This window comes from Streptomyces sp. NPDC001668, assembly GCF_042893155.1.
In the GTDB taxonomy this organism is placed as follows: Bacteria; Actinomycetota; Actinomycetes; order Streptomycetales; family Streptomycetaceae; genus Streptomyces.
On the sequence record NZ_JBIAUQ010000005.1, the window covers coordinates 247,877 to 268,000 of the forward strand.

At 71.6% G+C, this 20,124-nt stretch carries 16 protein-coding genes and 1 pseudogene; 12 read left to right on the plus strand and 5 right to left on the minus strand.

What is annotated here, in order from left to right; translation table 11 throughout:
- Positions 1-12: 12 nt before the first annotated feature.
- The gene (locus tag ACFYZ8_RS17725; RefSeq protein ID WP_388530228.1) at positions 13-2,622 is read right to left on the minus strand and encodes an ATP-binding protein; all 2,610 of its coding nucleotides are present in this window, start codon (positions 2,620-2,622) and stop codon (positions 13-15) included.
- Between the two features lie 387 nt (positions 2,623-3,009).
- Complete coding sequence (locus ACFYZ8_RS17730) at positions 3,010-3,507, minus strand: FBP domain-containing protein (RefSeq protein ID WP_388530225.1); 498 nt, start codon at positions 3,505-3,507, stop codon at positions 3,010-3,012.
- A 70-nt stretch (positions 3,508-3,577) separates the two neighbouring features.
- On the opposite strand from ACFYZ8_RS17730, the gene ACFYZ8_RS17735 reads away from it, so the two are divergent.
- Both ACFYZ8_RS17735 and ACFYZ8_RS17740 read left to right on the plus strand, forming a co-directional pair.
- Positions 3,578-4,159: a TetR/AcrR family transcriptional regulator gene (locus ACFYZ8_RS17735; protein WP_388530222.1), complete on the plus strand. Its 582-nt coding sequence runs from the start codon at positions 3,578-3,580 to the stop codon at positions 4,157-4,159.
- Between the two features lie 5 nt (positions 4,160-4,164).
- A complete protein-coding gene (locus ACFYZ8_RS17740) occupies positions 4,165-5,334 on the plus strand; it encodes a GDSL-type esterase/lipase family protein (protein WP_388530219.1) in 1,170 nt (389 codons plus the stop codon).
- Between the two features lie 58 nt (positions 5,335-5,392).
- Here the strand turns inward: ACFYZ8_RS17740 and ACFYZ8_RS17745 are convergent, their stop codons facing one another.
- The gene (locus ACFYZ8_RS17745; RefSeq protein WP_388530216.1) at positions 5,393-6,220 is read right to left on the minus strand and encodes a LysR substrate-binding domain-containing protein; all 828 of its coding nucleotides are present in this window, start codon (positions 6,218-6,220) and stop codon (positions 5,393-5,395) included.
- Between the two features lie 58 nt (positions 6,221-6,278).
- Here ACFYZ8_RS17745 and ACFYZ8_RS17750 point away from each other — a divergent pair, with 58 nt between their 5' ends.
- Entirely contained in the window at positions 6,279-6,662 is a 384-nt protein-coding gene (locus tag ACFYZ8_RS17750) for a DUF5997 family protein (protein WP_388530213.1), read from the plus strand.
- Positions 6,663-6,737: 75 nt separating this feature from the next.
- Positions 6,738-7,321: pseudogene (locus ACFYZ8_RS17755) on the plus strand (hypothetical protein); the annotation flags it as partial.
- A gap of 14 nt (positions 7,322-7,335) precedes the next feature.
- Here ACFYZ8_RS17755 and ACFYZ8_RS17760 read toward each other — a convergent pair.
- A complete protein-coding gene (locus tag ACFYZ8_RS17760; RefSeq protein WP_359028282.1) occupies positions 7,336-8,202 on the minus strand; it encodes a fructosamine kinase family protein in 867 nt (288 codons plus the stop codon).
- 169 nt (positions 8,203-8,371) lie between these two features.
- Here ACFYZ8_RS17760 and ACFYZ8_RS17765 point away from each other — a divergent pair, with 169 nt between their 5' ends.
- Genes ACFYZ8_RS17765 through ACFYZ8_RS17785 form a run of 5 tightly spaced genes read left to right on the plus strand, consistent with a single transcriptional unit; the run spans position 8,372 to position 13,752 of the window.
- Complete coding sequence (locus tag ACFYZ8_RS17765) at positions 8,372-9,706, plus strand: sugar ABC transporter substrate-binding protein (RefSeq protein WP_359028281.1); 1,335 nt, start codon at positions 8,372-8,374, stop codon at positions 9,704-9,706.
- On the plus strand, positions 9,703-10,608 hold the full coding sequence (locus ACFYZ8_RS17770; RefSeq protein WP_359028280.1) for a sugar ABC transporter permease: 906 nt from the start codon (positions 9,703-9,705) through the stop codon (positions 10,606-10,608). The genes ACFYZ8_RS17765 and ACFYZ8_RS17770 overlap by 4 nt, the downstream gene beginning before the upstream one ends.
- Positions 10,605-11,549: a carbohydrate ABC transporter permease gene (locus ACFYZ8_RS17775; protein WP_359028279.1), complete on the plus strand. Its 945-nt coding sequence runs from the start codon at positions 10,605-10,607 to the stop codon at positions 11,547-11,549. Before ACFYZ8_RS17770 ends, ACFYZ8_RS17775 begins: the two co-directional genes overlap by 4 nt.
- A gap of 44 nt (positions 11,550-11,593) precedes the next feature.
- Entirely contained in the window at positions 11,594-12,502 is a 909-nt protein-coding gene (locus ACFYZ8_RS17780) for a 5-dehydro-4-deoxyglucarate dehydratase (RefSeq protein WP_388530207.1), read from the plus strand.
- Entirely contained in the window at positions 12,499-13,752 is a 1,254-nt protein-coding gene (locus tag ACFYZ8_RS17785; RefSeq protein WP_388530204.1) for a glucarate dehydratase family protein, read from the plus strand. The genes ACFYZ8_RS17780 and ACFYZ8_RS17785 overlap by 4 nt, the downstream gene beginning before the upstream one ends.
- On the opposite strand, the gene ACFYZ8_RS17790 is transcribed toward ACFYZ8_RS17785, so the two are convergent.
- Positions 13,733-14,089 carry a hypothetical protein gene (locus tag ACFYZ8_RS17790; protein ID WP_359028276.1) on the minus strand — a complete coding sequence of 119 codons (357 nt, stop codon included), beginning with the start codon at positions 14,087-14,089 and terminating at the stop codon, positions 13,733-13,735. The two genes, ACFYZ8_RS17785 and ACFYZ8_RS17790, sit on opposite strands and share 20 nt — an antisense overlap.
- A gap of 99 nt (positions 14,090-14,188) precedes the next feature.
- Between ACFYZ8_RS17790 and ACFYZ8_RS17795 the strand changes: the two genes are divergently transcribed.
- The 3 genes from ACFYZ8_RS17795 (at position 14,189) to ACFYZ8_RS17805 (ending at position 20,114) form a co-directional block, all read left to right on the plus strand.
- Positions 14,189-15,244: an NAD-dependent epimerase/dehydratase family protein gene (locus ACFYZ8_RS17795; protein ID WP_359028275.1), complete on the plus strand. Its 1,056-nt coding sequence runs from the start codon at positions 14,189-14,191 to the stop codon at positions 15,242-15,244.
- 137 nt (positions 15,245-15,381) lie between these two features.
- The gene (locus tag ACFYZ8_RS17800) at positions 15,382-17,034 is read left to right on the plus strand and encodes an NlpC/P60 family protein (protein ID WP_388530200.1); all 1,653 of its coding nucleotides are present in this window, start codon (positions 15,382-15,384) and stop codon (positions 17,032-17,034) included.
- A gap of 176 nt (positions 17,035-17,210) precedes the next feature.
- Positions 17,211-20,114, plus strand: coding sequence for a glycosyl hydrolase 115 family protein (locus ACFYZ8_RS17805; protein ID WP_388532064.1), 2,904 nt, complete (start codon positions 17,211-17,213; stop codon positions 20,112-20,114).
- The last annotated feature ends 10 nt before the right edge of the window (positions 20,115-20,124 follow it).

Below are 20,124 nucleotides of genomic sequence, written 5' to 3' on the forward strand. Positions count from 1 at the left end.
GGCCCGGGATACCTAGGCCGGGGAACCGCCGGGCAGCAGCCCCAGCTCCGCGGCGCGCACAGCGGCCTGGCGGCGGCCCGGGGCGTCGAGTTTGTCGAGCACCGCGCGCACATGGTTGTCGATCGTGCGGACCGAGACGACGAGCCGGGCGGCGATCTCCGCGTTGGTGAGCCCCTCGGCGAGCAGCCGTATGACCTGGAGCTGGCGGTCGGTGAGGCCCGCGGGGTTCTCGCGGGTCGCGGCGAGGGGGCCGCGCGGGATACGGCGCACACCGAGCCGCCGCAGCTCGGCGCGCAGCAGCCGGGCCGCCGGTTCGGCGCCCAGCGCGTCGAAGGCGGCCAGGGCCTCCAGCTTGTCGGCGGGCTCCGGGCTCTCGGCGAGGGCTGAGGCGTGTTCGTACGGGCAGCCCGCGCGCTGCCACAGCGCGGCGGCCCGGCGCCACTGCCCGCGCGCCTGCAAGGCGTACGGATGGCCGGAGTCATCCGGTGGGTGGTCGGAGTCGTCCAGGGGGGCCAGGTGGCCCGCTTTGGTGAGCCAGTACCCCAGTTCGGGCCGGTGGGGGGCGCCGGGCAGCCGGCTCGCCTGGGCGTGCACCGGCGCGGCCGCCTCGATCACTCCCCGCACGTCCCCGCGCAGCCAGGCCGACTCCGCACGTGCCACCGCCACCGGCCCGGTGCGTTGCAGTTCCTTCGTCCCTACGGCGATCTCCCAGGCCTCGGCGAGGAGTGCGTCGGCGCCGGGGCGCCCGCGGCGGATGCGGACCCGGGCGAGGACGGTCAGCGCGGGGCAGCGGGCCGGGAGGAAGTCGTGCATGCCGTATTCGGCGTGCTTCTCCGCGTCTCCCCAGTCGGCGGCGGCGAACCTGCGCATGGCGAGTTCGACGTGGAGGTAGTTCAGGAAGCCCAGGTGCTCGGCACGGTCGGCGAGTTCCATCGCCGGGGGCAGATACGCGTCGGCCTCGTCGTACCGCAGGTTGTCGAGCAGGGTCCAGATGATGTTGGCGTAGGAACGGCAGGCGTGTTCGACCTCGCCGGCGGCCAGCGCGACGTCGAGGCTCTCCTCCAACTGCCGCCGTCCGCCCGGGTCCCCGGAGCGCCAGCGGGCGGTGCCGACGTTGTTCAGGGCGTGCGCGAGGATCGCCGGGTCGTCGGCCTTGCGGGCCAGGGTGATGGCGCGCTCGCCGTGTTCGACGGCCTCGGCGTAGCGCTCGGACAGCATGCGCAGCTGGGCGGTGTTGCTGACGGCGAGCGCCAACAGCCGGTCGTCGCCCGCGTGTTCAAGGACCGTCACGGCCTCCCGGGCGGCTTCCTGCGCCTGGTCGGCGTTTCCGGCCCACCAGTGGATGCGGGACAGCCAGCGCAGGTCGGCGCCGAGGGCGAGGGTGTCGCCGAGAGCGCGGCGCAGGGCGACGGCCTCACGCTCGGCGGCGACGGCGGCGGCCGAGTCGGCGATGGTGTAGCTCTCGACGGCGTAGCGTTCGAGCAGGTCGGCGAGTTCGGCTGGAGCGTAGCGGTGCCGTTCGCGCAGGACGAGCCGCAGTTGGGCGGCGGCCTCGCGGTGGGCGCCCGCCGAGGAGGCGTCCTTCGCCGCGTCGGGGCCGTAGCGCGCCACGGCGTCCTGGTCTCCGGCCTGGGCCGCGTGATGGACGATCCGGGCGGCGTCGGATCCGGGGCGGGTGACGAGCGCCGCGAGGACGGCCCGGTTGAGGCCGATACGGCGGGCGGCGGGCAGCGAGTCGGCCACGGCCCGGCGGATCAACTCGTGCCGGAACGCCACCCGTTCCGGGGTGACGGTGAGCAGACCGCGCTGCTCCGCGGCCGCCAGATCGGTGACCTCGTCGGCCAACAGCGCGTCGACCAGCGGGCGTTCGACGGCCGGCGGGACGACGGCCAGCTGCTCCAGCGCGTCCACGGTGTCGCCGGGCAGCCCGCGCAGCCGGGCGAGCACGGCGTCGACGACGGTCGGGGGCACCTCTCCGGTGCCGCCTGCCGCCACGATCTCGGCGACGAAGAAGGGGTTGCCGTTCGTGACGGCGTACACCTGGGCGGGGTCGGCGCGGCCCGCGCTGAGGGTGCGTACGGCGTCCAGGGACAGCCGGGCCAGGGGCAGCCGGTGCACCCGGGGCGCCCGGGACACCTGGCCCAGCAGCTGCCGCAGGGGATGCTCACGGCTCAACTCGTCGTCGCGGTAGGTCAGGACGAGCAGGGCGGGCAGGCGTTCCGCGCGCCGGACCAGGAAGCGCAGGGCGTCCAGGGAGGCCTCGTCGGCCCAGTGGACGTCCTCGACGACGAGTACCGCTCCCCGTAGTTCTTCGAGCAGGGCCTCGTGGACGCGGTGGCGGTCGCCGCCCTCCGTCACGGCACCGGCGAGTGCACCGCCGACACTGCCGATCAGGTCCCGGAACGGGCCGAGGGGTCTGCGGGTGGCGAGGTCGTCGCACTCGCCGACGAGGATCCGGGTGCCGGCCGGCAGATGCTCCGGAAGGGCCCTGACCAGGCTCGACTTGCCGATACCGGCCTCACCGAAGACGAGCACCACGGATCCGGCCCCGTCCGCCGCCTCCCGCGCGGCCGAGGCCAGTCGCGCCAACTCGGGCTCGCGCTCGAGGATCCCCCGATCCACCCGCCCGATTCTGCCACCGGGGAGGGCGGAACGCCCCCGCGCTGCCGACGGTCCGACAACCGACCGCTCCGGGCCGGCCGACCCTGCCCTGCGCCCTCCCTGTCGCCTGGTCGATTATCCGTGCACTGTCGAAATATCGTCGCCCTCGATGAAGTCGCTCTCGGCCCGGGCCTCTTCGCCGACAAACGCGAGCTCATGCCCGACCGTCCCCGTGACTACGACGCGAACCGGCTGCTCCAGGTCTTCCGCGCCGACGCCGGCCTGTCCACGGCGGCGCGGTCGCGCCCGGCGGCTGGGAGGGGCTGGACTTCGGCTCGCTCGACTCGGGTGTGGCCAACCCCGTCAACTCCCCGCCGACCTGCGCGAACCCTCCAGAGTGCGGGCGCTCTACACGGCGCCCGTCACCTTGGCGACGAAGGCGGCGATGTTCGTCACCGTCCGCCGGATCTTCTCGTCCAGAGTGAGCGTCTCGTGCAGTCGCGCACCGGCGCCCGCGTCCCTCTTCCCGCGCACGTACAGCGAGCAGGCCAGGTCGTCGCAGATGTACGCCCCGACCGAGTTGCCCTGCTGCCCCGCCTTGCCCGCCCTCGGCGCGACCATCAGGGAGACCCCGCCGGTGTGGGTGGTCAGGCACATGGAGCACATGCTCCGCCGTGTCTGCCAGGAGCCGGCGGACGAGCTGCGCAGCGCGAGGGCCGTCGTACGGCCGTCCAGGACCGTCACGAGGTAGGCGCGATCGGGGGCCTGCGGATCGCGCCAGCCGAGGTAGTCCAGGTCCGCCCACGGCCGGTCGGCGAGGTCGCGCGGGACGGACAGACGCTTCGCCTCGCCCTTGGTGCAGTTCACGAAGGCGGCACGGATCTCTTGCTCGGTCAACGGTTCCATAGCCTCACGCTAAGTTGCCTAAATGCTTTAGGCAAATGCATAATCGGTTCTGGCGATCGGGAGGACTGTGATGGCACGCGTGGGACTGAGCACGGAACGGCTGGTCCGGGCGGGCGCGGAGCTGGCCGACGAGGTGGGCTTCGAGCACGTGACCGTCTCGGAGCTCGCCCGGCGGTTCGACGTCAAGGTCGCGAGCCTGTACTCGCACGTGAAGAACTCCCAGGACCTCAAGACCCGGATCGCCCTGTTCGCCCTGGAGGAGCTCGCCGATCTCTCCGCCGACGCGGTGGCGGGCCGGGCCGGCAAGGACGCCCTGACCGCCTTCGCCAACGTCTACCGCGACTACGCCCACGCCCATCCCGGCCGCGCCGCCGCGGCCCGTCTCAGGCTCGACCCCGAGACGGCGGCCGCCAGCGCGGGCGTACGGCAGGCGCAGATGATGCGGGCCATCCTGCGCGGCTACGACCTGCCCGAACCCGACCAGACCCACGCCGTACGACTGCTGGGCAGCACTCTCCACGGCTACGCGAGCCTGGAAGGGGCAGGCGGGTTCAGTCACAGCTCCCCCGGCTCCGACGAGTCCTGGACGCGGATCCTGGACGCCCTGGACACGCTGTTGCGCAACTGGCCCACCCCCGGACCGACAGGCTGAGGAACATGCACGACTGGATCACCACCCCCGTCACCGCCGAGCTGCTGCGCGGCGCCCTCGATGTGGAGCAGACCGAGCACGGGGTACTGCCGCACCGGCTGCCCGCCCGGGCGCGCGCCCAGAACACCGACGACCAGCTGTCGATGGCGGAGTCCCAGCCCTCCGGCGTACGGCTGGTGTTCCGCACCCGGGCCACCGCGGTGGAGCTGGACACCCTGCCGACCAAGCGGGCCTACGTGGGTGCGCCGCCCCGCCCGCATGGCCTGTACGACCTGGTCGTCGACGGGCGTCCGGCCGGGCAGGGCAGTGTGCGCAGCGGCAACGTCATCACCGTCGACATGACCGCGGGGACGTCCGAGGTGCGGCCCGGACCGCCCGGCACCGTCCGTTTCGACGGGCTGTCCGGCGAGGTCAAGGACGTCGAGATATGGCTGCCGCACAACGAGACCACCGAGCTGATCGCCCTGCGCACCGACGCCCCCGTCGAGCCGGCGCCCCGCGGTGACCGCCCGGTGTGGCTGCACCACGGCAGCTCCATCAGCCACGGCTCCGACGCCGCGAGCCCTACCGGCATCTGGCCCGCGGTCGCCGCGGCGCTGGGCGGCGTGGAGCTGATCAACCTGGGCCTGGCCGGGAGCGCGCTCCTCGACCCGTTCACCGCGCGGGCGGTGCGGGACACCCCCGCCGACCTGATCAGCCTCAAGATCGGGATCAACATCGTCAACCACGACCTGATGCGGCTGCGCGCCTTCGGGCCCGCGGTCCACGGCTTCCTGGACACGATCCGCGAGGGCCGGCCGGACACACCTCTGCTGGTCGTCTCACCCATCCTGTGCCCGATCCACGAGGACACGCCCGGTCCCTGCTTCCCGGACTTCAGCGAGATCGGCGACGGCCGGCTGCGGTTCAGGACACTGGGCGACCCGGCGGAACGCGCGACCGGGAAGCTGACCCTCCAGGTGATCCGCGAGGAACTGGCCCGGATCGTCAAGCAGCGGTCCGCCGAGGACCCGAACCTGCACTATCTCGACGGACGCGAGCTGTACGGCGAGGCCGACGCGGCGGAGCTGCCGCTCCCGGACGACCTGCATCCCGACGCGGCGACGCACCGGCGGATCGGGGAACGGTTCGCGGGGGTGGCTTTCGGGCCCGACGGGGTGTTCGGCGGCGACTGAGACGGCGGGCCGGCGTCGTGGGTCAGGCGGGGCCGCCGGGACGGATCAGAGGGGAGAACTACCCCTTGCGCTTCGGCTTGCCCCGTCGGGCACCCCCGCCCTTGGACCCGCCGCCTCCACCTGGCCCACCTGACCCACCGCGGCCTCCCTTGACCGCGCCGGAGACCCCCCGCCCCGCGCCTTTCCCCGCGCTTTTCCCCGTGCCCTTCCCGGCGCCCTGCGCCTTCCGTGCACCGCCCCTCTCGGCCCGCGGCTCGCGTTCCGGCTCCGGCCGGGTGCGGCCCCGCGAGCTGTTCACCGTCCGCCCCCGGACGATGCCGATGAAGTCCTCGACCCGGTCCGTCGTCGCGTCCTCGCGCCAGGACAGGGCGATCTCGGACTGCGGGGCGTCGGTGAGCGGGCGGTAGGTGAGGTCGCGGCGGTGGTGGAGGCGGGCCAGGGACTGGGGGACGACGAGGACGCCGATGTTCGCCGCCACGAGCTCGATCGCGTCCGCCGTGGTGGCGGGGCGTTCGAAGGCCGGTTCGCCGGGCGGCTGTTCCCAGCCGATGACGTCGTCGAGGGGGTGCAGGACGACCTCGTCGGCCAGGTCCTCCAGGGTGACCTCCTCGGCCGCGGTCACCACGTGGTCCTTGGGGACCACGACGACCGTCGTCTCGGTGTAGAGGGGGATCGCGCTGAAGACCGTACGGTCGACCGGCAGTCGTACGAACCCGGCGTCCGCTGCCCCGTCACGCAACACGTCGGAGGCCTCGGCGGCGGTCACCTGGAGGAGCTCCAGGGGAATGTCCGGCAGGCGTTCGTTCCAGATCCGCACCCACTTGGCGGGCGTCACCCCGGGGACGTACGCGAGCCGGAAGGAGGGGGATGCTGGCGAGTCTGTCACGCGGCAAGGTTACCCACTGTGGTCGGAGGTCTCGTGCGCGGCCGATAGTCTGGACTGCATGACGTCGCACCAGAACACCCAGACGATGAAGCCCGCGACCGCGGCGAAGAAGCTGGGTGTGTACCTCCCTGCCACCCCCGCCGAGTTCCAGGAGGGTGTCGTCTCGCGCGCCGAGTTCAACGAACTCCAGGCGAACCCGCCCCAGTGGTTGCAGGATCTGCGACGCAACGGCCCGCACCCCCGCCCGGTCGTCGCGGCGCGGCTGGGTGTGTCCATCGCCGGTCTCGCGCGCGGCGGGGTCACCGAGGCGCTCACCACCGAGCAGATCGAGGAGCTGCGGGAGGACAATCCCGAGTGGCTGCAGAAGGAGCGCGCCACACAGGCGGAGGTCCGCAAGGAGGCCGCGCGCCTCAAGGAGAAGAAGCAGGGCCAGGAGTCCTGACACAGGGGCCCACGGAAGCCCGGGGCCCCGAAAACTCCGGTGCGCCGGATCGAACGCCTCTGCGGCCATTCCGGCATGGTCCACCGTCCGGAATCCCTGGTCATCCGGCATGCCCTGCGGCTGCCCGCTCCCGCGGGCCCCGCCGGTGAGGGCGACGTCGCGGCGCGGCAGTTCGACGCCGCGCTGATGTCCGTCGGCTTCAAGCTGTCGGCCGACGCGCTGAGGACGCTGTCGGCGCTGTCCGCGAGCACCGTCGTCGACACCGCCGTGCCCACGCTCGCCGCCGTCCGCGCGATGGCCGGCGACCACGTGCGGCACAACGTCTGCTTCAAGGACTTCCCCGCCAACGTCCCGGACACCTTCGACTTCTGGATGCGCTGCGTGCGCGAGGCCCTGGAGGACGGCAAGGCCCGCTCCGGCGTCCTCGCCCAGCTGCGCAACGGCGTGATCAACCTGCTCACGCTGCCCTCGTACGGCACCTACCGGCACACGTACGAGGAGATGCTCGCCGCGCACGACGAGAGGAGATGCTCGCCGCGCACGACGAGCTGACGGCCGCGGTGGGCGACCGGCTGACCGTCCTGCACCTGGGCGGCCCCCTCGACGACGAGGTCACCGCCCTGTACCTGGCGTCGGCCGGCAGCAGCACGCCGCTCGGGCCCCGGACCGGTTCTCACCGTGCCAGGGCCGCCTTCGCCGTGCTGAGCGCCTGTTCCGCGTATCCGCGCCCGAACAGCACGGCGTGCACCAGCAGCGGGAACATCTGGTGCGGCCCGACGCGGTCGGCCCAGCCGTCGGCGAGCGGCGCCGCGCTCTCGTAGCCGCGCAGCACCTCGTCCAGGTGCGGGCAGCCGAAGAGGTGGAGCATCGCGAGGTCGCTCTCGCGGTGGCCGCCGTGCGCGGCGGGGTCGATCAGCCAGGCATGGCCGTCGGCGCCCCACAGCACATTGCCGTTCCACAGATCGCCGTGCAGCCGGGCCGGGGGCTCGGCGGGCCCCGCGAGATCGGGCAGCCGCGCGCAGAACCGCTCGATCACCCCGGCCTCCGCAAGCGTGATCGTGCCGTCGTCCACGGCGCGCCGCAGGTACGGCAGCACCCGGTGCTCGGCGTACCACGCCGGCCACTCGGCGCCTTCGACGTTGCGCATCGGTGCCCGTCCGACGGACGCCTCCCGTGGGCCGCCGGGCGGCGCGGAGCCGAAGGCGGGCGCCCCGGCGAGGTGCAGCCCCGCCAGCGCACGGCCCAGGTCCAGCGCCGCCTCCCGGTTCGGCCGCCCCCGCGCGATCAAATCGGTCACCAGCCAGTGGCCGTCCTGGCCGTATACGGTCGGCACCCGGACCCTGCCGGCCCCCGCCAGCCAGCGCAGCCCCGCCGCCTCCGCCCGGGCCTCCTCGATGCCGTCGGCGCGCTTGACCACCACCGTCCGGCCGTCGTCGAGGACCACCTCCGCCAGCGCGCCGGACAGCGGGCGTTCACGGGCCGCCGTGCGGCCGGTGAGCCGCGCCGCGGCCGCACTCGGGCCGTCGCCTTGGTCGTACACCCATGCCTCCCTGGTCTCTCCGGTGTCGCCCCCCGTGTTCCCCGACGGGCTCGTGCACAGCCTCTGTGAAGACTCCCAGTCATGTCTTGACATACGGATGAAACGATCCGTAGCTTGGCCGATCATTTAGATTCGTGAAGCGGGTTCACGGATATGAACGGAGAGTGTCATGGGCGATCGCCGGCGACGACGCCGCCTGGCCGCGGCGGCCACCGTCGCGGGGTTGCTGTTCGGGACGGCCGCCTGCGGCTCCGGCTCCGGCAGCGCGAGCAGCAGCGATCCGAACACGCTGGAGGTCTGGACCCGGAGCAATCCGGACTCGGCCGCCACCTACGACCGGGTCTTCGCCGCCTTCACCAGGAAGACCGGCATCAAGATCGACTACCAGCCGGTCATCAACTTCGACCAGCAGCTCCAGAGCCGGGCGTCCACCAAGGACCTGCCGGACGTCATGATCAACGACACGGCGCTGATGGGCAGTTACCAGAGCCAGGGGCTGCTCAAGCCCATCGCCCCCGCTTCGGTCGCGGGCGGCGAGCAGATCACCGCCAAGTCCTGGTCCTCCACGGTGGGCATCGACGGGAAGCACTACGGCATCCCGTACTCCCGCCAGGCCCAGACCCTGATGATCCGCAAGGACTGGCTGAGGAAGCTCGGCCTGAAGGCGCCGACGACCTGGCAGGAGATGCTCTCCGTGGCCAAGGCCTTCGCCACCGAGGACCCGGACGGCGACGGCAAGGCCGACACCTACGGCATCGTCGCGCCGGCCAGCGCCCAGAACGGCTACGCGGCCTGGTGGGGCGCGAGCTTCCTGTGGCAGGGCGGCGCGCAGATCATCAAGCCGGCCGGTGGCGGCAAGTACACCCCGGCCATGAGCTCGGCGGCCGCGGTGAACGCCGTGACCTGGATGAAGGACAACCTCTTCTGCGGCAAGAAGGGTGTCGTGCAGCCCGGCGCGATCACCGCCGTCACGGGGACGGCCACCAACTTCCAGGACGGCAACGCCGGGATGTACATGACCGGCCCGTACAACATCACCACCTTCGACACCACGCCCGGCAAGGACACGTACGAGGTCGTCCCGGCCCCCGCGGGCCCGGCCGGCGGTGAGGTGCTGGCCGACGGCGAGAACGTCTACCTCGGCGCCAGGACGGGCAAGGACAGGCAGGAGCTCGCACTGGCCTCGTTCCTGGTCTCGCCCGAGGGCCAGAAGATCGCCATGACCAGCGTCGACGGCCACCAGCCCGTGGTCCGCATCCCCGTGAACTCCACGCTGGACGCGGCGAAGGTCAGGAACGACGCCCGCTGGAGCGTCGTACAGAAGGCCTACGAGGACGCCTCCGAGCAGTTCCCGAACGCGCCGGACTTCGCCCCCATCAAGCAGGACACGGCCGACGCGCTCAACTCGATCTTCACGTACTGCGGCGGTGACGTCCGCTCCCAGCTGGCGGAGCTCGACGACACGCTCGCCGGTGACCTCAAGGACCAGGACCTGCTGAAATGACCGCTACCGTTCCCGCCCCGACAGCGCGCGGGGCCCTCAGCAAGAAGGCCGTCGTCCCCTGGCTCTTCCTGGCCCCGGGGCTGCTGCTCGCACTCCTCTTCAAGTTCTGGCCGATGGCCAAGGGCATCTGGCTCAGCTTCTTCGACGTGCGGCCCTTCCTCGGCGACCGGTGGATCGGTCTCGACAACTACACGCGGGTCCTGACCGACCACCGCTTCCAGGACGCCATCGGGCACACCCTGATCCTCGGCATCGGCCAGGCGGTCGGCGCGATCCTGCTCGGGTTCGCCCTCGCGCTGCTCCTGGAGGGCCAGGCGCGCTCGCTGAAGTTCCTGCGCACCGCGGTCTTCCTGCCCGCCGTCACGGCCACCGCGGTCGTCGGCGAGCTGTGGCGGCTGATGTACTACCCGACCTCCGACGGCCTGATCAACAGCGGCCTGCACTTCTTCGGGCTCGGGACCGTCCAGTTCCTCGACAACCCGAACATCGCCCTGTACTCGACGATGGTGATGGGCATCTGGATCTGGGCCCCCTACAACATGGTGATCTTCCTCGCCGGTCTCGCGGGCGTGGACCGCTCGCTGTACGAGGCGGCGGCTATGGACGGGGTCTCGCTGTGGCAGCGGCTGCGCCACGTCACACTCCCCGCGATCCGTCCGGCCCTCATGATCGTGCTGACCCTCGCCACCATCCGCGGCCTGCGCGTCTTCACCGAGGTCTACGTCCTCACCGGCGGCGGCCCCGCCGGGTCCACCGACGTGTGGATGACCCGCGCCTACACCCTGGGCTTCACCCGCAACGACATCGGCGGCGCCTCCGCGGCCTCGGTCGTCCTGCTCTGCGTGACGCTGCTGCTCACCGTCATGGTCAACCACTTCCGCAAGAGGGGAGAAGCGCGATGAGCGCCCCCGCCATCGACTCCGTCCGGCCGGCGGCCCCTGACACCCCGGCCGGGCGGACCACCAAGGATCAGCGGACGACCCCGGCCCGCTTCGACACCGCACTCGGCTGGGACGACAGGCCGGGTCTCGCCTGGGGCCTGAGGATCCTGCTCTGCGTGATCGCCCTCGCGGTCTTCGCGGCGCCGTTCCTCACCATCTTCTCGGGCGCCTTCACCACCCACCCGAGTGGCTCCTCGCTGTCGTTCGTGCCGCACGACACCACCCTGTCGAACTTCAAGGTGGCCGGCGCGCAGGGCATGTGGGACTACCTCGGCAACTCACTGGTCATCGCGGGCGGCGGGCTGCTCCTCCAGCTCGTGGTGTGCACCCTCGCGGCCTACGCGCTGGCGCGGCACCGGTTCCGCGGGCAGGCACTGATCATGATGCTGTTCATGATGACGCTGATGCTGCCCGAGGAGGTCATCGCGATCCCGCTGTCCCTGGTCCTCGGTGACGTGCCCGTGGTTCACGTGGACCTCAAGGGCACGGTCTGGGGCGTCATCCTGCCGCTGGGCGCCTGGGGCTTCTCGGTGATGATGCTGACCGAGTTCATGCGGGACATCCCGGACGAGATCGAGGAGGCCGCGCGTCTCGACGGCGTCGGCGAGCTGCGGATGCTCTGGCAGATCATCCTGCCGCTGTGCAAGCCCGCGCTCGGCGTGGCGGGCGTGCTCGGCTTCATCATGATCTGGGACCAGTACCTGCTGCCCCTGATCGCCGCCAAGGACCCCACCGACTACACGGTCACCGTCGCCCTGGCCACCCTGCGCACCGACCCGGTGGTCGGCTCCGGTGTGGTACTGGCCGGTGCGGTGATCGCCCTGATCCCCAGCCTGATCGTCTATCTGCTCCTCCAGCGCTCCCTGGTCTCCGGCATCGCCGCCGGCGCCACGAAGGGCTGACCCCCGACCCCCACGCTTGTCCGACCCCCCACTTTGAGGGAGACATGAAGTTCCAAGGAGTGCTGTTCTTCCCGGTGACACCGTTCGCCGCGGACGGCTCGCTGGACGAGGCACGGCTCGCCCAGCACATCGAGAACGGTGTCGCGGCCGGGGCCGGGGGCGTGTTCGTCGCCTGCGGCACCGGCGAGTTCCACGCGCTGACGCCCGACGAGATCGAGCGGGCCACCCGGGTGGCGGTCGAGACGACCGCGGGCCGGGTGCCGGTCCTGGCCGCCGCGGGCGGCCCCACCCCGGTCGCCCGGGACCACGCCGCCCGTGTCGCCCGCGCGGGCGCCGACGGCATCCTGCTGCTCCCGCCGTACCTGGTGACGGCCCCGCAGCGGGGCCTGGTGCGCTATGTCGAGGAGGTCACCGCCGCGAGCGACCTGCCCGTCGTCTTCTACCAGCGCGGCACCGCCCGCCTCACCGCGGACACCGCCGCCGAGATCGCCGCACTCCCCAGGGTCGTCGGTCTCAAGGACGGCCTCGGTGACATCGAGGGCATGCACCGCATCGTGCGCGCGGTGCGGGCCGTACCCGGCACGGAGGACTTCCAGTTCTTCAACGGCCTGCCCACGGCGGAGATGACCGCCCCCGCCTACCAGGGCATCGGCGTCCCCCTGTACTCCTCCGCCGTGTTCGCCTTCGCGCCCGAGATCGCCCTCGCCTTCCACGGGGCACTCGCCGCGGGCGACCGGCCGCTTCTCGACACACTCCTCGACGAGTTCTACGGCCCCCTCGTCCGGCTCCGCGACGAGGTACCGGGGTATGCCGTGGCGCTCGTCAAGTCCGGAGTGGCCCTGCGTGGTTTGGACGTGGGTGGCGTACGGGCGCCCCTGGTCGACCCGGCCCCGGAGCACATCGCGCGGCTCTCCCGGCTCATCGACCACGGCCTGGAGGTGGTCGGCGCATGAGCGACCCGACCCGGATCAAAGAACTGATCGTCACCCCGATCGCCTTCCGCGACCCGCCGCTGCTCAACTCCAACGGCGTGCACGAGCCGCTCGCCCTGCGGATCATTCTGCAACTCGTGCTGGAGGACGGCACGGTGGGCCTCGGCGAGTCCCCCGGCGGGGTCGCCCGCCTGGAGCGGCTCGAGGCGGCCGCGAAGGTCGTCGTCGGCATGGACGTCTTCGACACGACCGCCGCCGGCGCCGCGATCGACGCCGCCCTGCTGCCCACGGTCCCGTCCTCGCACGAGCGCGGCTGGACCACGTCCGCCGTCGAGGTGGCCTGCCTGGACGCCCAGGGCAAGCTGCTCGGCCGCCCGGTCAGCGACCTGCTCGGCGGGACGGTCCGGGACGCGGTGCCGTTCGCCGCGTACCTCTTCTACAAGTGGGCCGAGCACCCGGCCCTCGACGGCCGGGCCGCGGTCGGCGACGACTGGGGTGAGGCTCTGGACCCGGCGGGCATCGTGGAGCAGGCCCGGCTGATGCAACAGCGGTACGGGTTCAGGTCGTTCAAGCTGAAGGGCGGGGTCTTCCCGCCCGACGAGGAGATCGCCGCGATCAAGGCGCTCGCGGAGGCGTTCCCCGGACAGCCCCTGCGCCTGGACCCCAACGTGGCGTGGACGGTGGAGACGTCCAAGTACGTGGCACGCGAACTGGACGGCGTGCTGGAGTACTTGGAGGACCCGACCAAGGGCATCGAGGGCATGGCGGAGGTGGCCGAGGAGGCGCCGATGCCGCTGGGCACCAACATGTGCGTGATCGCCTGGGAGCATCTGAAGCCCGCGATCGAGCAGAACGCGATCCAGGTCCTGCTGACCGACCACCACTACTGGGGCGGTCTGCGCCGCACCCGTGAACTGGCCGCGGTCTGCGAGGCGTTCGGGCTCGCCCTGTCGATGCACTCCAACTCGCACCTGGGCATCAGCCTCGCCGCCATGACCCACGTGGCCGCGGCGATCCCGAATCTCGACCACTCCTGCGACACGCACTACCCGTGGAACTCCGCGGACGACGTCATCCTCCCCGGTGTCCTGGAGTTCCGCGACGGAGAGGTCAAGGTCCCGACCGGCCCCGGCCTCGGCGTCGAGCTCGACCACGACGCCCTGGACCGGCTGCACCGGCTCTACGTCGACTCCGGGGTACGCAGCCGGGACGACACCGGCTACATGCGGCGGTTCCAGCCCGACTACGAACTCAGGCTCCCCCGCTGGTGACGGGGCCTCCATAAGGAATGTCCGATCGCACGAGGCGGACCTGCTCGGCTGCTATGCGGCCGGGCAGGTAGAAGAACCCGTGACCGTTGTCGAGGAGCAACGTCTCGTCGACGCCGTCCACGGACCAGAGGTCGACCGGCCCACCGGTGTTGTTGATCTCAAAGAAGAACCTCGCTGTCCCCTCGTCATGGCAGAGGAAGATCCCCTCCACCTCAGGGCGGCGGCTGCCGGCGATTCCCCGTGCGGCGCCCATCCGGGTCCAATCCAGGCCGTGCTGTGCGATCGACCGCCGATTGAGCACGGACGAAACGTGGAAGAGGTTCGGCGTATCAAGCACGCCAGGAGTATAGGGAGGCAGTGAGGCCGCCTCCTCAGTCCCCTCCCGCTGAAGATCCGCCGGTGCTTCAATGTCAGCCCCGGGTGGAGGAGCGGCGGCATGGGTGCGGAGTCGGGCAGAGTCCTGGTGACCGGTGGCAGCGGTTTCGTCGGGAGCCATCTCGTGCGGCGGCTGCTGGAGCGGGGGTACGCGGTGCACGCCACCGTACGCAGTCTCGCGAACCCGGTGAAGGTGCGGCCGCTGCGGGACCTGCAGGGCGAATTCCCCGGCCGGCTCACGCTGTTCGAGGCGGACCTCCTCAAGGAGGGCTCCTTCGACGAGGCCATGGGCGGCTGCCGGGTGGTCTTCCATGTGGCCTCGCCGTTCTTCATGCCGGAGAAGATCAAGGACGGCCAGAAGGACATGGTCGACCCGGCGCTCAACGGCACCCGCAACGTCCTGGCCGGTATCGAGCGGACGCCGTCCGTGGAGCGGCTGGTCCTCACCTCCACCGTCGGCGCGGTCTTCGGCGACTACTCCGACGTACGGGCCATGGACGGGCAGGTCCTGTCGGAGGAGTACTTCAACACCAGCAGCACGGTGGAGAACAACCCGTACCACTACGCCAAGACGGTCGCCGAGCGCGCGGCCCGGGAGGCCGAGGCCGCGCAGGACCGCTGGCGCATGGTGTCCGTCAACCCCGGCCTGATCCTGGGCCCCTCGCTCACACCCGCCTCCGAGTCCGGCAGCCTCTTCCTCCTGGAGGAGCTGTTCAAGGGCTACTTCTTCTACGGCGCCCCCGACTTCAGCTTCACCACGGTCGACGTCCGCGACGTGGCCGACGCGCACATCGCGGCGGCGGAGAAGCCCGACGCGAAGGGCCGTTACATCCTGGCCGCGCAGACGATGACGTCGTTCCACGAGATGTCCCGCATCATCCGCACCCGGTACCCCCGCGACCTCCGCATCCCGCGCACCGCGCTCCCCCACTGGCCGGTGCGCGTGCTGGGCCCCGCCTTCGGGCTCACCCAGGACTACATCCGCAAGCATCTCGGCATCCGCTTCCGCGTGGACAACAGCCGCAGTGTGAACGAACTCGGCGTCGTCTACCGCCCGGTCGAGGAGACGGTCCTCGACCACTACGAAGCGTGGCGCGCACAGCGGGACAAACGGTGACCCTACCCGCGAGCAACAGCCCCTACGCGACGAAGGTCACAGTTACATCTCACACTTTTCACACTTCAATCTTCACGCGAGCCTCACAAGTTGGCTAAGTTGACGGCGAGCAGCACGACGGAAGGGGCACATCTTTCATGGCGCCGGATCGAACTTCGCGCAATGGAGGGTTCAGCCTCCCGGCCAAGCGCAACTCCGCGATCGCGACGGCCGCGATGGCCTCCGCGGCCCTCCTCTCGCAGACCGGGAACGCCGCCGCCGACGAGGCACCGAGCCATGACGAGGTGAGCCGGCGGATCACCAATCTGTACGACCGCGCCGAGGACGACTCCGGCACCTACAACGCCACCCGCGCGGCCGGAACCGCGTCCAGCACCCGTGGACGCACCCCTTCAGCGCCCCGCGGCGGCCGCGGAGCCGGCGGTGAACCCGCCCTCGACGACATCGCCAGGCAGTGGTACGGCGCGGCCCGCGCGAAAGTGGGGCCCATCGTCGAGGCGACCCTGCCCGCCGACCGCGTCGCCACCCGCCGCACGGAGACCCGCCGCCCACGCCCGGCGGACGCCACTGCGGCTACGGCACGTGAACCGAAGCCGGCCGAACGGTCCCTGCCGGAACTGACCGCCAAGCCCGTGCTCGCCCTGCCCGGCGCACCGGAGCCCGCGCCTGCCGCGATCCCCGCCGCCCCGGCCCAGTCGCCCGCGTGGGCACCGGAACCGGCCCCGCAGGACCTCACCGGCACCGGCGCGATCCCCGCCCTGGGCGGCCCTCAACTCGTCACCGGGGTCCCGGAGTACACACCGCGGCTCGTCACCGGGGTGCCCGAGTACCTCCCGCAGGCCGAGCCCGCGATACCCGCGTACACCGCGCAACCTGACGCCGGCTTCCCGGAGTACACCGCGCAGCCGGGCCAGGGCTACGCCGAGTACGGCGCGCGGAGCACCACGGGGCAACTCAGCACCGCACTGCCCGAGTACACGGCACACACCACCACCGGCTTCCCCGACCACAGCGGCCAACTCGGCACCGGGCTACCCGAATACGCCACGCAGGGCACCACCGGCTTCCCGGAGTACTCCACGCAGGCCACCACCGGCTTCCCCGAGTACTCCACGCAGGCCACCACCGGCTTCCCCGAGTACCCCGCACAACCCGCCCCGGGACACCCGGAGTACTCCGCCCTCACCGCGCCCCTCGCGACGATCGCACCGGCGCCGGTCGAGGCCCCCCAGCCCGTCCCGACGGCCCCGCCCACCGCGGCCGTCACCCAGAGCATCGCGGCCATCCCGGCCCCCCGCGCCCCCGAGCCGGACTGGCGGACACTCCAGCCGACCGCCGCCCCGGCCGCCGCACCCATGACCCCGGCTCCGGCTCCGGTCTCCACGCTCCCCACCGCCGACCCCGACCTCCCCACCCCGGACCCCGGCTATGACTCGAAGGTCATCCAGGTCCTCGCCTTCGCCCGCTCCCAGATCGGCAAGCCCTGCCTCTGGGGCGCGGCGGGCCCGGGGGCGTACGACAACTCCGGTCTCACCCAGGCCGCCTGGAAGGTCGCCGGGGTCTCGCTCCCCCGTACCGCTCTGGGACAGGCGAGCACCGGCACCGCGGTCCCGCTGTACGCCATGCAACCCGGCGACCTCGTCTTCTTCCACGACGACTTCAGCCACGTGGGCCTGTGCACCGGCAACGGCATGATGATCCACGCGCCGGGCCCGGGGTCGTCCATCCGCGAGGAGTCGATCTACCCGACCGGCGAGTCGATCATCCGCGGCGCGATACGGCCCGCCTGACCGACACGAGACCCGGCACGCGCCACGGCCCGCACTCCCTTCACGCACACCTCTGGACGCCTCGCGAAGACCTCGCCTAGGGTTCCGGGGAAAGCGCTTTCTGGCCTGACCATGCCAACCTGGGAGTGCGTCTCGTGCCGCACCAGCAATGGACCCGCAAGTCCTTCCTCCAGGGAATGGCCGCCGTCGGCGCGGCCCCCCTCCTCCCCGGTCTGATCCCGGCGAGCGCCCACGCGGCCTCGTCGGGCCGTCCCGATTTCCCGCTGGCGGCGGGAGGAACGGCCGCCGATGTCTTCGTGGACGCGGCGGACGACCCCGCCGTCGTCCGTGCCGCCGGCGACCTCCAGGCGGACGTCGAACGCGTCTGCGGAGCCCGCCCCGCACTGCTGCGCACGCTCCCCCGCAGCGCCCCGCTGCTCGTCCTGGCGGGCACCCTCGGCGCGAGTCCCGTCATCGACCGCCTCGCCGCACGGGGCCGCCTGGACGTCTCCCGGGTCAAGGGTCGCTGGGAGGCCTCCGTGACGCAGGTTGTCGAGCGTCCGCTGCCCGGTGTCGACCGCGCCCTGGTCATCGCGGGCAGCGACCGGCGCGGAACGGTCTACGGGATCTACGACACCTCGGAGCGCATCGGTGTCTCCCCCTGGTACTGGTGGGCCGACGTCCCCGTCGAGCATCGCGACACGGTGACGGTTCCGGCAGGGCCCTTGATCCGCCACGAACCCTCGGTCCGCTACCGCGGCATCTTCATCAACGACGAGCAGAACCTGACCACCTGGTCCCACCGCACCCAGGAGCCCGACAAGAACATCGGCCCCGAGACGTATCAGCGCGTCTTCGAGCTGCTGCTGCGTCTGAAGGCCAACTACCTGTGGCCGGCGATGCATCCTTACTCCGACTTCTTCAACAAGTACCGGGAGAACCCCGAACTCGCCGACCGGTACGGCGTCGTCGTCGGCTCCAGCCACCCCGAGGCCCTGCTGCGCAACGGCGTCCACGAGTGGGAGCCGTGGATCGCCGAGCATCCGAACCCCGACGGCAGCGCGCCGGTGTACGACTACACGGTCAACCCCGCCGTCATCTCCGACTACTGGAGAGCCCGGGCCAGACAGAACGCCGCGTACGAGAGCAGCTGGACGCTCGGCATGCGCGGCCTGCACGACAGTGCGCTGGAGACGAGGAACGCCACCACGATCCCGGAGAAGGTCGCGGTGATGAACGACATCATCACCGACCAGCGACGCATTCTCGCCGAGGAGGTCGGGGCCGCGGCCGAGCCGCAGATCTTCATCCCGTACAAGGAGGTCCTGGACCTGTACAACGCGGGTGTCCAGGTCCCCGACGACGTCACGCTGATCTGGCCGGACGACAACCACGGCAACATGCGCCAGCTGCCGAACGAGGCGGAGCGGGCGCGGCCGGGCGGCAACGGGATCTACTACCACCTGTCCTACTGGGGCCGCCCGAAGAGCTATCTGTGGCTGGACACGACCCAAGTGTCCAAGGTCTGGCAGGAGTTGCGCCGGGTCTACGAACACGGCACCGACCACATGTGGATCTTCAACGTCGGTGACCTCAAGTCGATCGAGACGGGCCTGTCCTTCGCGATGGACATGGCCTGGGACGTGGACCGCTGGGAGGCGGACGAGGTCGAGGGCTTCCTCGCCGAGTGGGCCGGCAGGCAGTTCGGGCGACGCCACGCCCATGAGATCGCCGCGATCCGCACGGAGTACTACCGGCTCGCCGGGGAGCTGCGGCCGGAGTTCATCGCCGCGGGACTCGTCTCCGTCGTCCACCACGGCGACGAGGCAGGGCGCCGGATGGGGGCCTACGACCGACTCCTCGCCCGTGTCCGGGCGGTGGGCGCCGAGCTGCCCGAGGGCTACCGGGACGCCTTCTACGAGCTGGTCGAATACCCGGTGCACGGGGCCTACTTGATGAACCTGAAGTACTACTGGGCCGACCGCAACGCGCTCGCCGCCCGGCAGGGGCGCGGGGCCGGAACCAACCGCTTCGCGGACCTCGCGCTGGCCGCGCACACGGCGGAGGCCGCCCTCACCAGCCGGTACAACACCCAGGTGGCGGGCGGGAAATGGGACGGGATCGTCAATCCGTATCCGTCCCAGATCCCGAAGGCGCCGGGACGCCCTGCCGTCACGCGGGTTCCCCGGCAGGAGACCGCCGGGCTGGGGGTGGCGGCCGAGGGGAACGAGACCGGGGCGGACCGGCCGCTGTCGTTCTCCTCGTACACCCGCGACCGGCGGTTCGTGGACGTCTTCAACACCGGGTTCCTGGCGCTGGAGTGGGCGGCCGAGGCGAGTCACCCCTGGGTGCTGCTGAACGCGAGCGGCGGCTCGCTCACCGAGCAGCGGCGGGTGTGGGTGGAGATCGACTGGGAGCGGGCTCCCGAGGGTGCCCTGGAGGCCTCGGTCGCCTTCACGGGCGCCGGACGGCGTGTCGAGGTGCCGATCCGGATGGTCAACGGCGCCAGGCGGGCCCGGGGCTTCGTCGAGGCGCACGGCTATGTGTCGATCGACGCCGCCCACGCCGACCGGAGGGTGGCGCGGGGCGGCTGCCACTGGAGGACCGTAGGGGGCCTCGGACGTCGTACGGGAGCCGTCGAGGCGGTTCCTTCGACAGCGGCGCCGATCGCCGCCGACTTCGCCTCCCGCGCGCCCGAGTTGCGATACCGGGTGCGGTTCAGCAGCACAGGCACGTTCCCGGTGACCGTCTTCCGGCTGCCCTCGCTCGACGAGCGCGGGCAGCGCCGGGTGGCCGTGGGGCTGGACGACCAGCCCGTCACCGTCCTGTCGGGGCAGGCCGTCGCCACCGGGAACCGGGGGGATGCCTGGGCCCGGCAGGTGGAGGACGGGGTCGAGAGGCTGACCGCGAGCGTGACGGTCGGCGAACCCGGCGAGCATGTGCTGCGGATCTTCATGGTCGATCCCGCGATCGCGGTGGACCAGATCGTGGTCGACACCGGTGGGCTGCCCGCGACCTACCTCGCGCCGCCGGAGAGCTACCACCCGGTGTTCAATCCCGAGCCCGCTCCCGGCAGGGCTCTGGAGGCGCCGGAGCAGTGACAGGGAAGTC

What these genes read in the sequence shown, in the direction of transcription:
- ACFYZ8_RS17730 (WP_388530225.1), bottom strand. Translation starts at nt 3,507, where the DNA reads ATGGAACCGTTGACCGAGCAAGAGATCCGTGCCGCCTTCGTGAACTGC.
- ACFYZ8_RS17735 (WP_388530222.1), top strand. Translation starts at nt 3,578, where the DNA reads ATGGCACGCGTGGGACTGAGCACGGAACGGCTGGTCCGGGCGGGCGCG.
- ACFYZ8_RS17740 (WP_388530219.1), top strand. Translation starts at nt 4,165, where the DNA reads ATGCACGACTGGATCACCACCCCCGTCACCGCCGAGCTGCTGCGCGGC.
- ACFYZ8_RS17750 (WP_388530213.1), top strand. Translation starts at nt 6,279, where the DNA reads ATGACGTCGCACCAGAACACCCAGACGATGAAGCCCGCGACCGCGGCG.
- ACFYZ8_RS17765 (WP_359028281.1), top strand. Translation starts at nt 8,372, where the DNA reads ATGGGCGATCGCCGGCGACGACGCCGCCTGGCCGCGGCGGCCACCGTC.
- ACFYZ8_RS17770 (WP_359028280.1), top strand. Translation starts at nt 9,703, where the DNA reads ATGACCGCTACCGTTCCCGCCCCGACAGCGCGCGGGGCCCTCAGCAAG.
- ACFYZ8_RS17775 (WP_359028279.1), top strand. Translation starts at nt 10,605, where the DNA reads ATGAGCGCCCCCGCCATCGACTCCGTCCGGCCGGCGGCCCCTGACACC.
- ACFYZ8_RS17780 (WP_388530207.1), top strand. Translation starts at nt 11,594, where the DNA reads ATGAAGTTCCAAGGAGTGCTGTTCTTCCCGGTGACACCGTTCGCCGCG.
- ACFYZ8_RS17785 (WP_388530204.1), top strand. Translation starts at nt 12,499, where the DNA reads ATGAGCGACCCGACCCGGATCAAAGAACTGATCGTCACCCCGATCGCC.
- ACFYZ8_RS17795 (WP_359028275.1), top strand. Translation starts at nt 14,189, where the DNA reads ATGGGTGCGGAGTCGGGCAGAGTCCTGGTGACCGGTGGCAGCGGTTTC.
- ACFYZ8_RS17800 (WP_388530200.1), top strand. Translation starts at nt 15,382, where the DNA reads ATGGCGCCGGATCGAACTTCGCGCAATGGAGGGTTCAGCCTCCCGGCC.
- ACFYZ8_RS17805 (WP_388532064.1), top strand. Translation starts at nt 17,211, where the DNA reads ATGGCCGCCGTCGGCGCGGCCCCCCTCCTCCCCGGTCTGATCCCGGCG.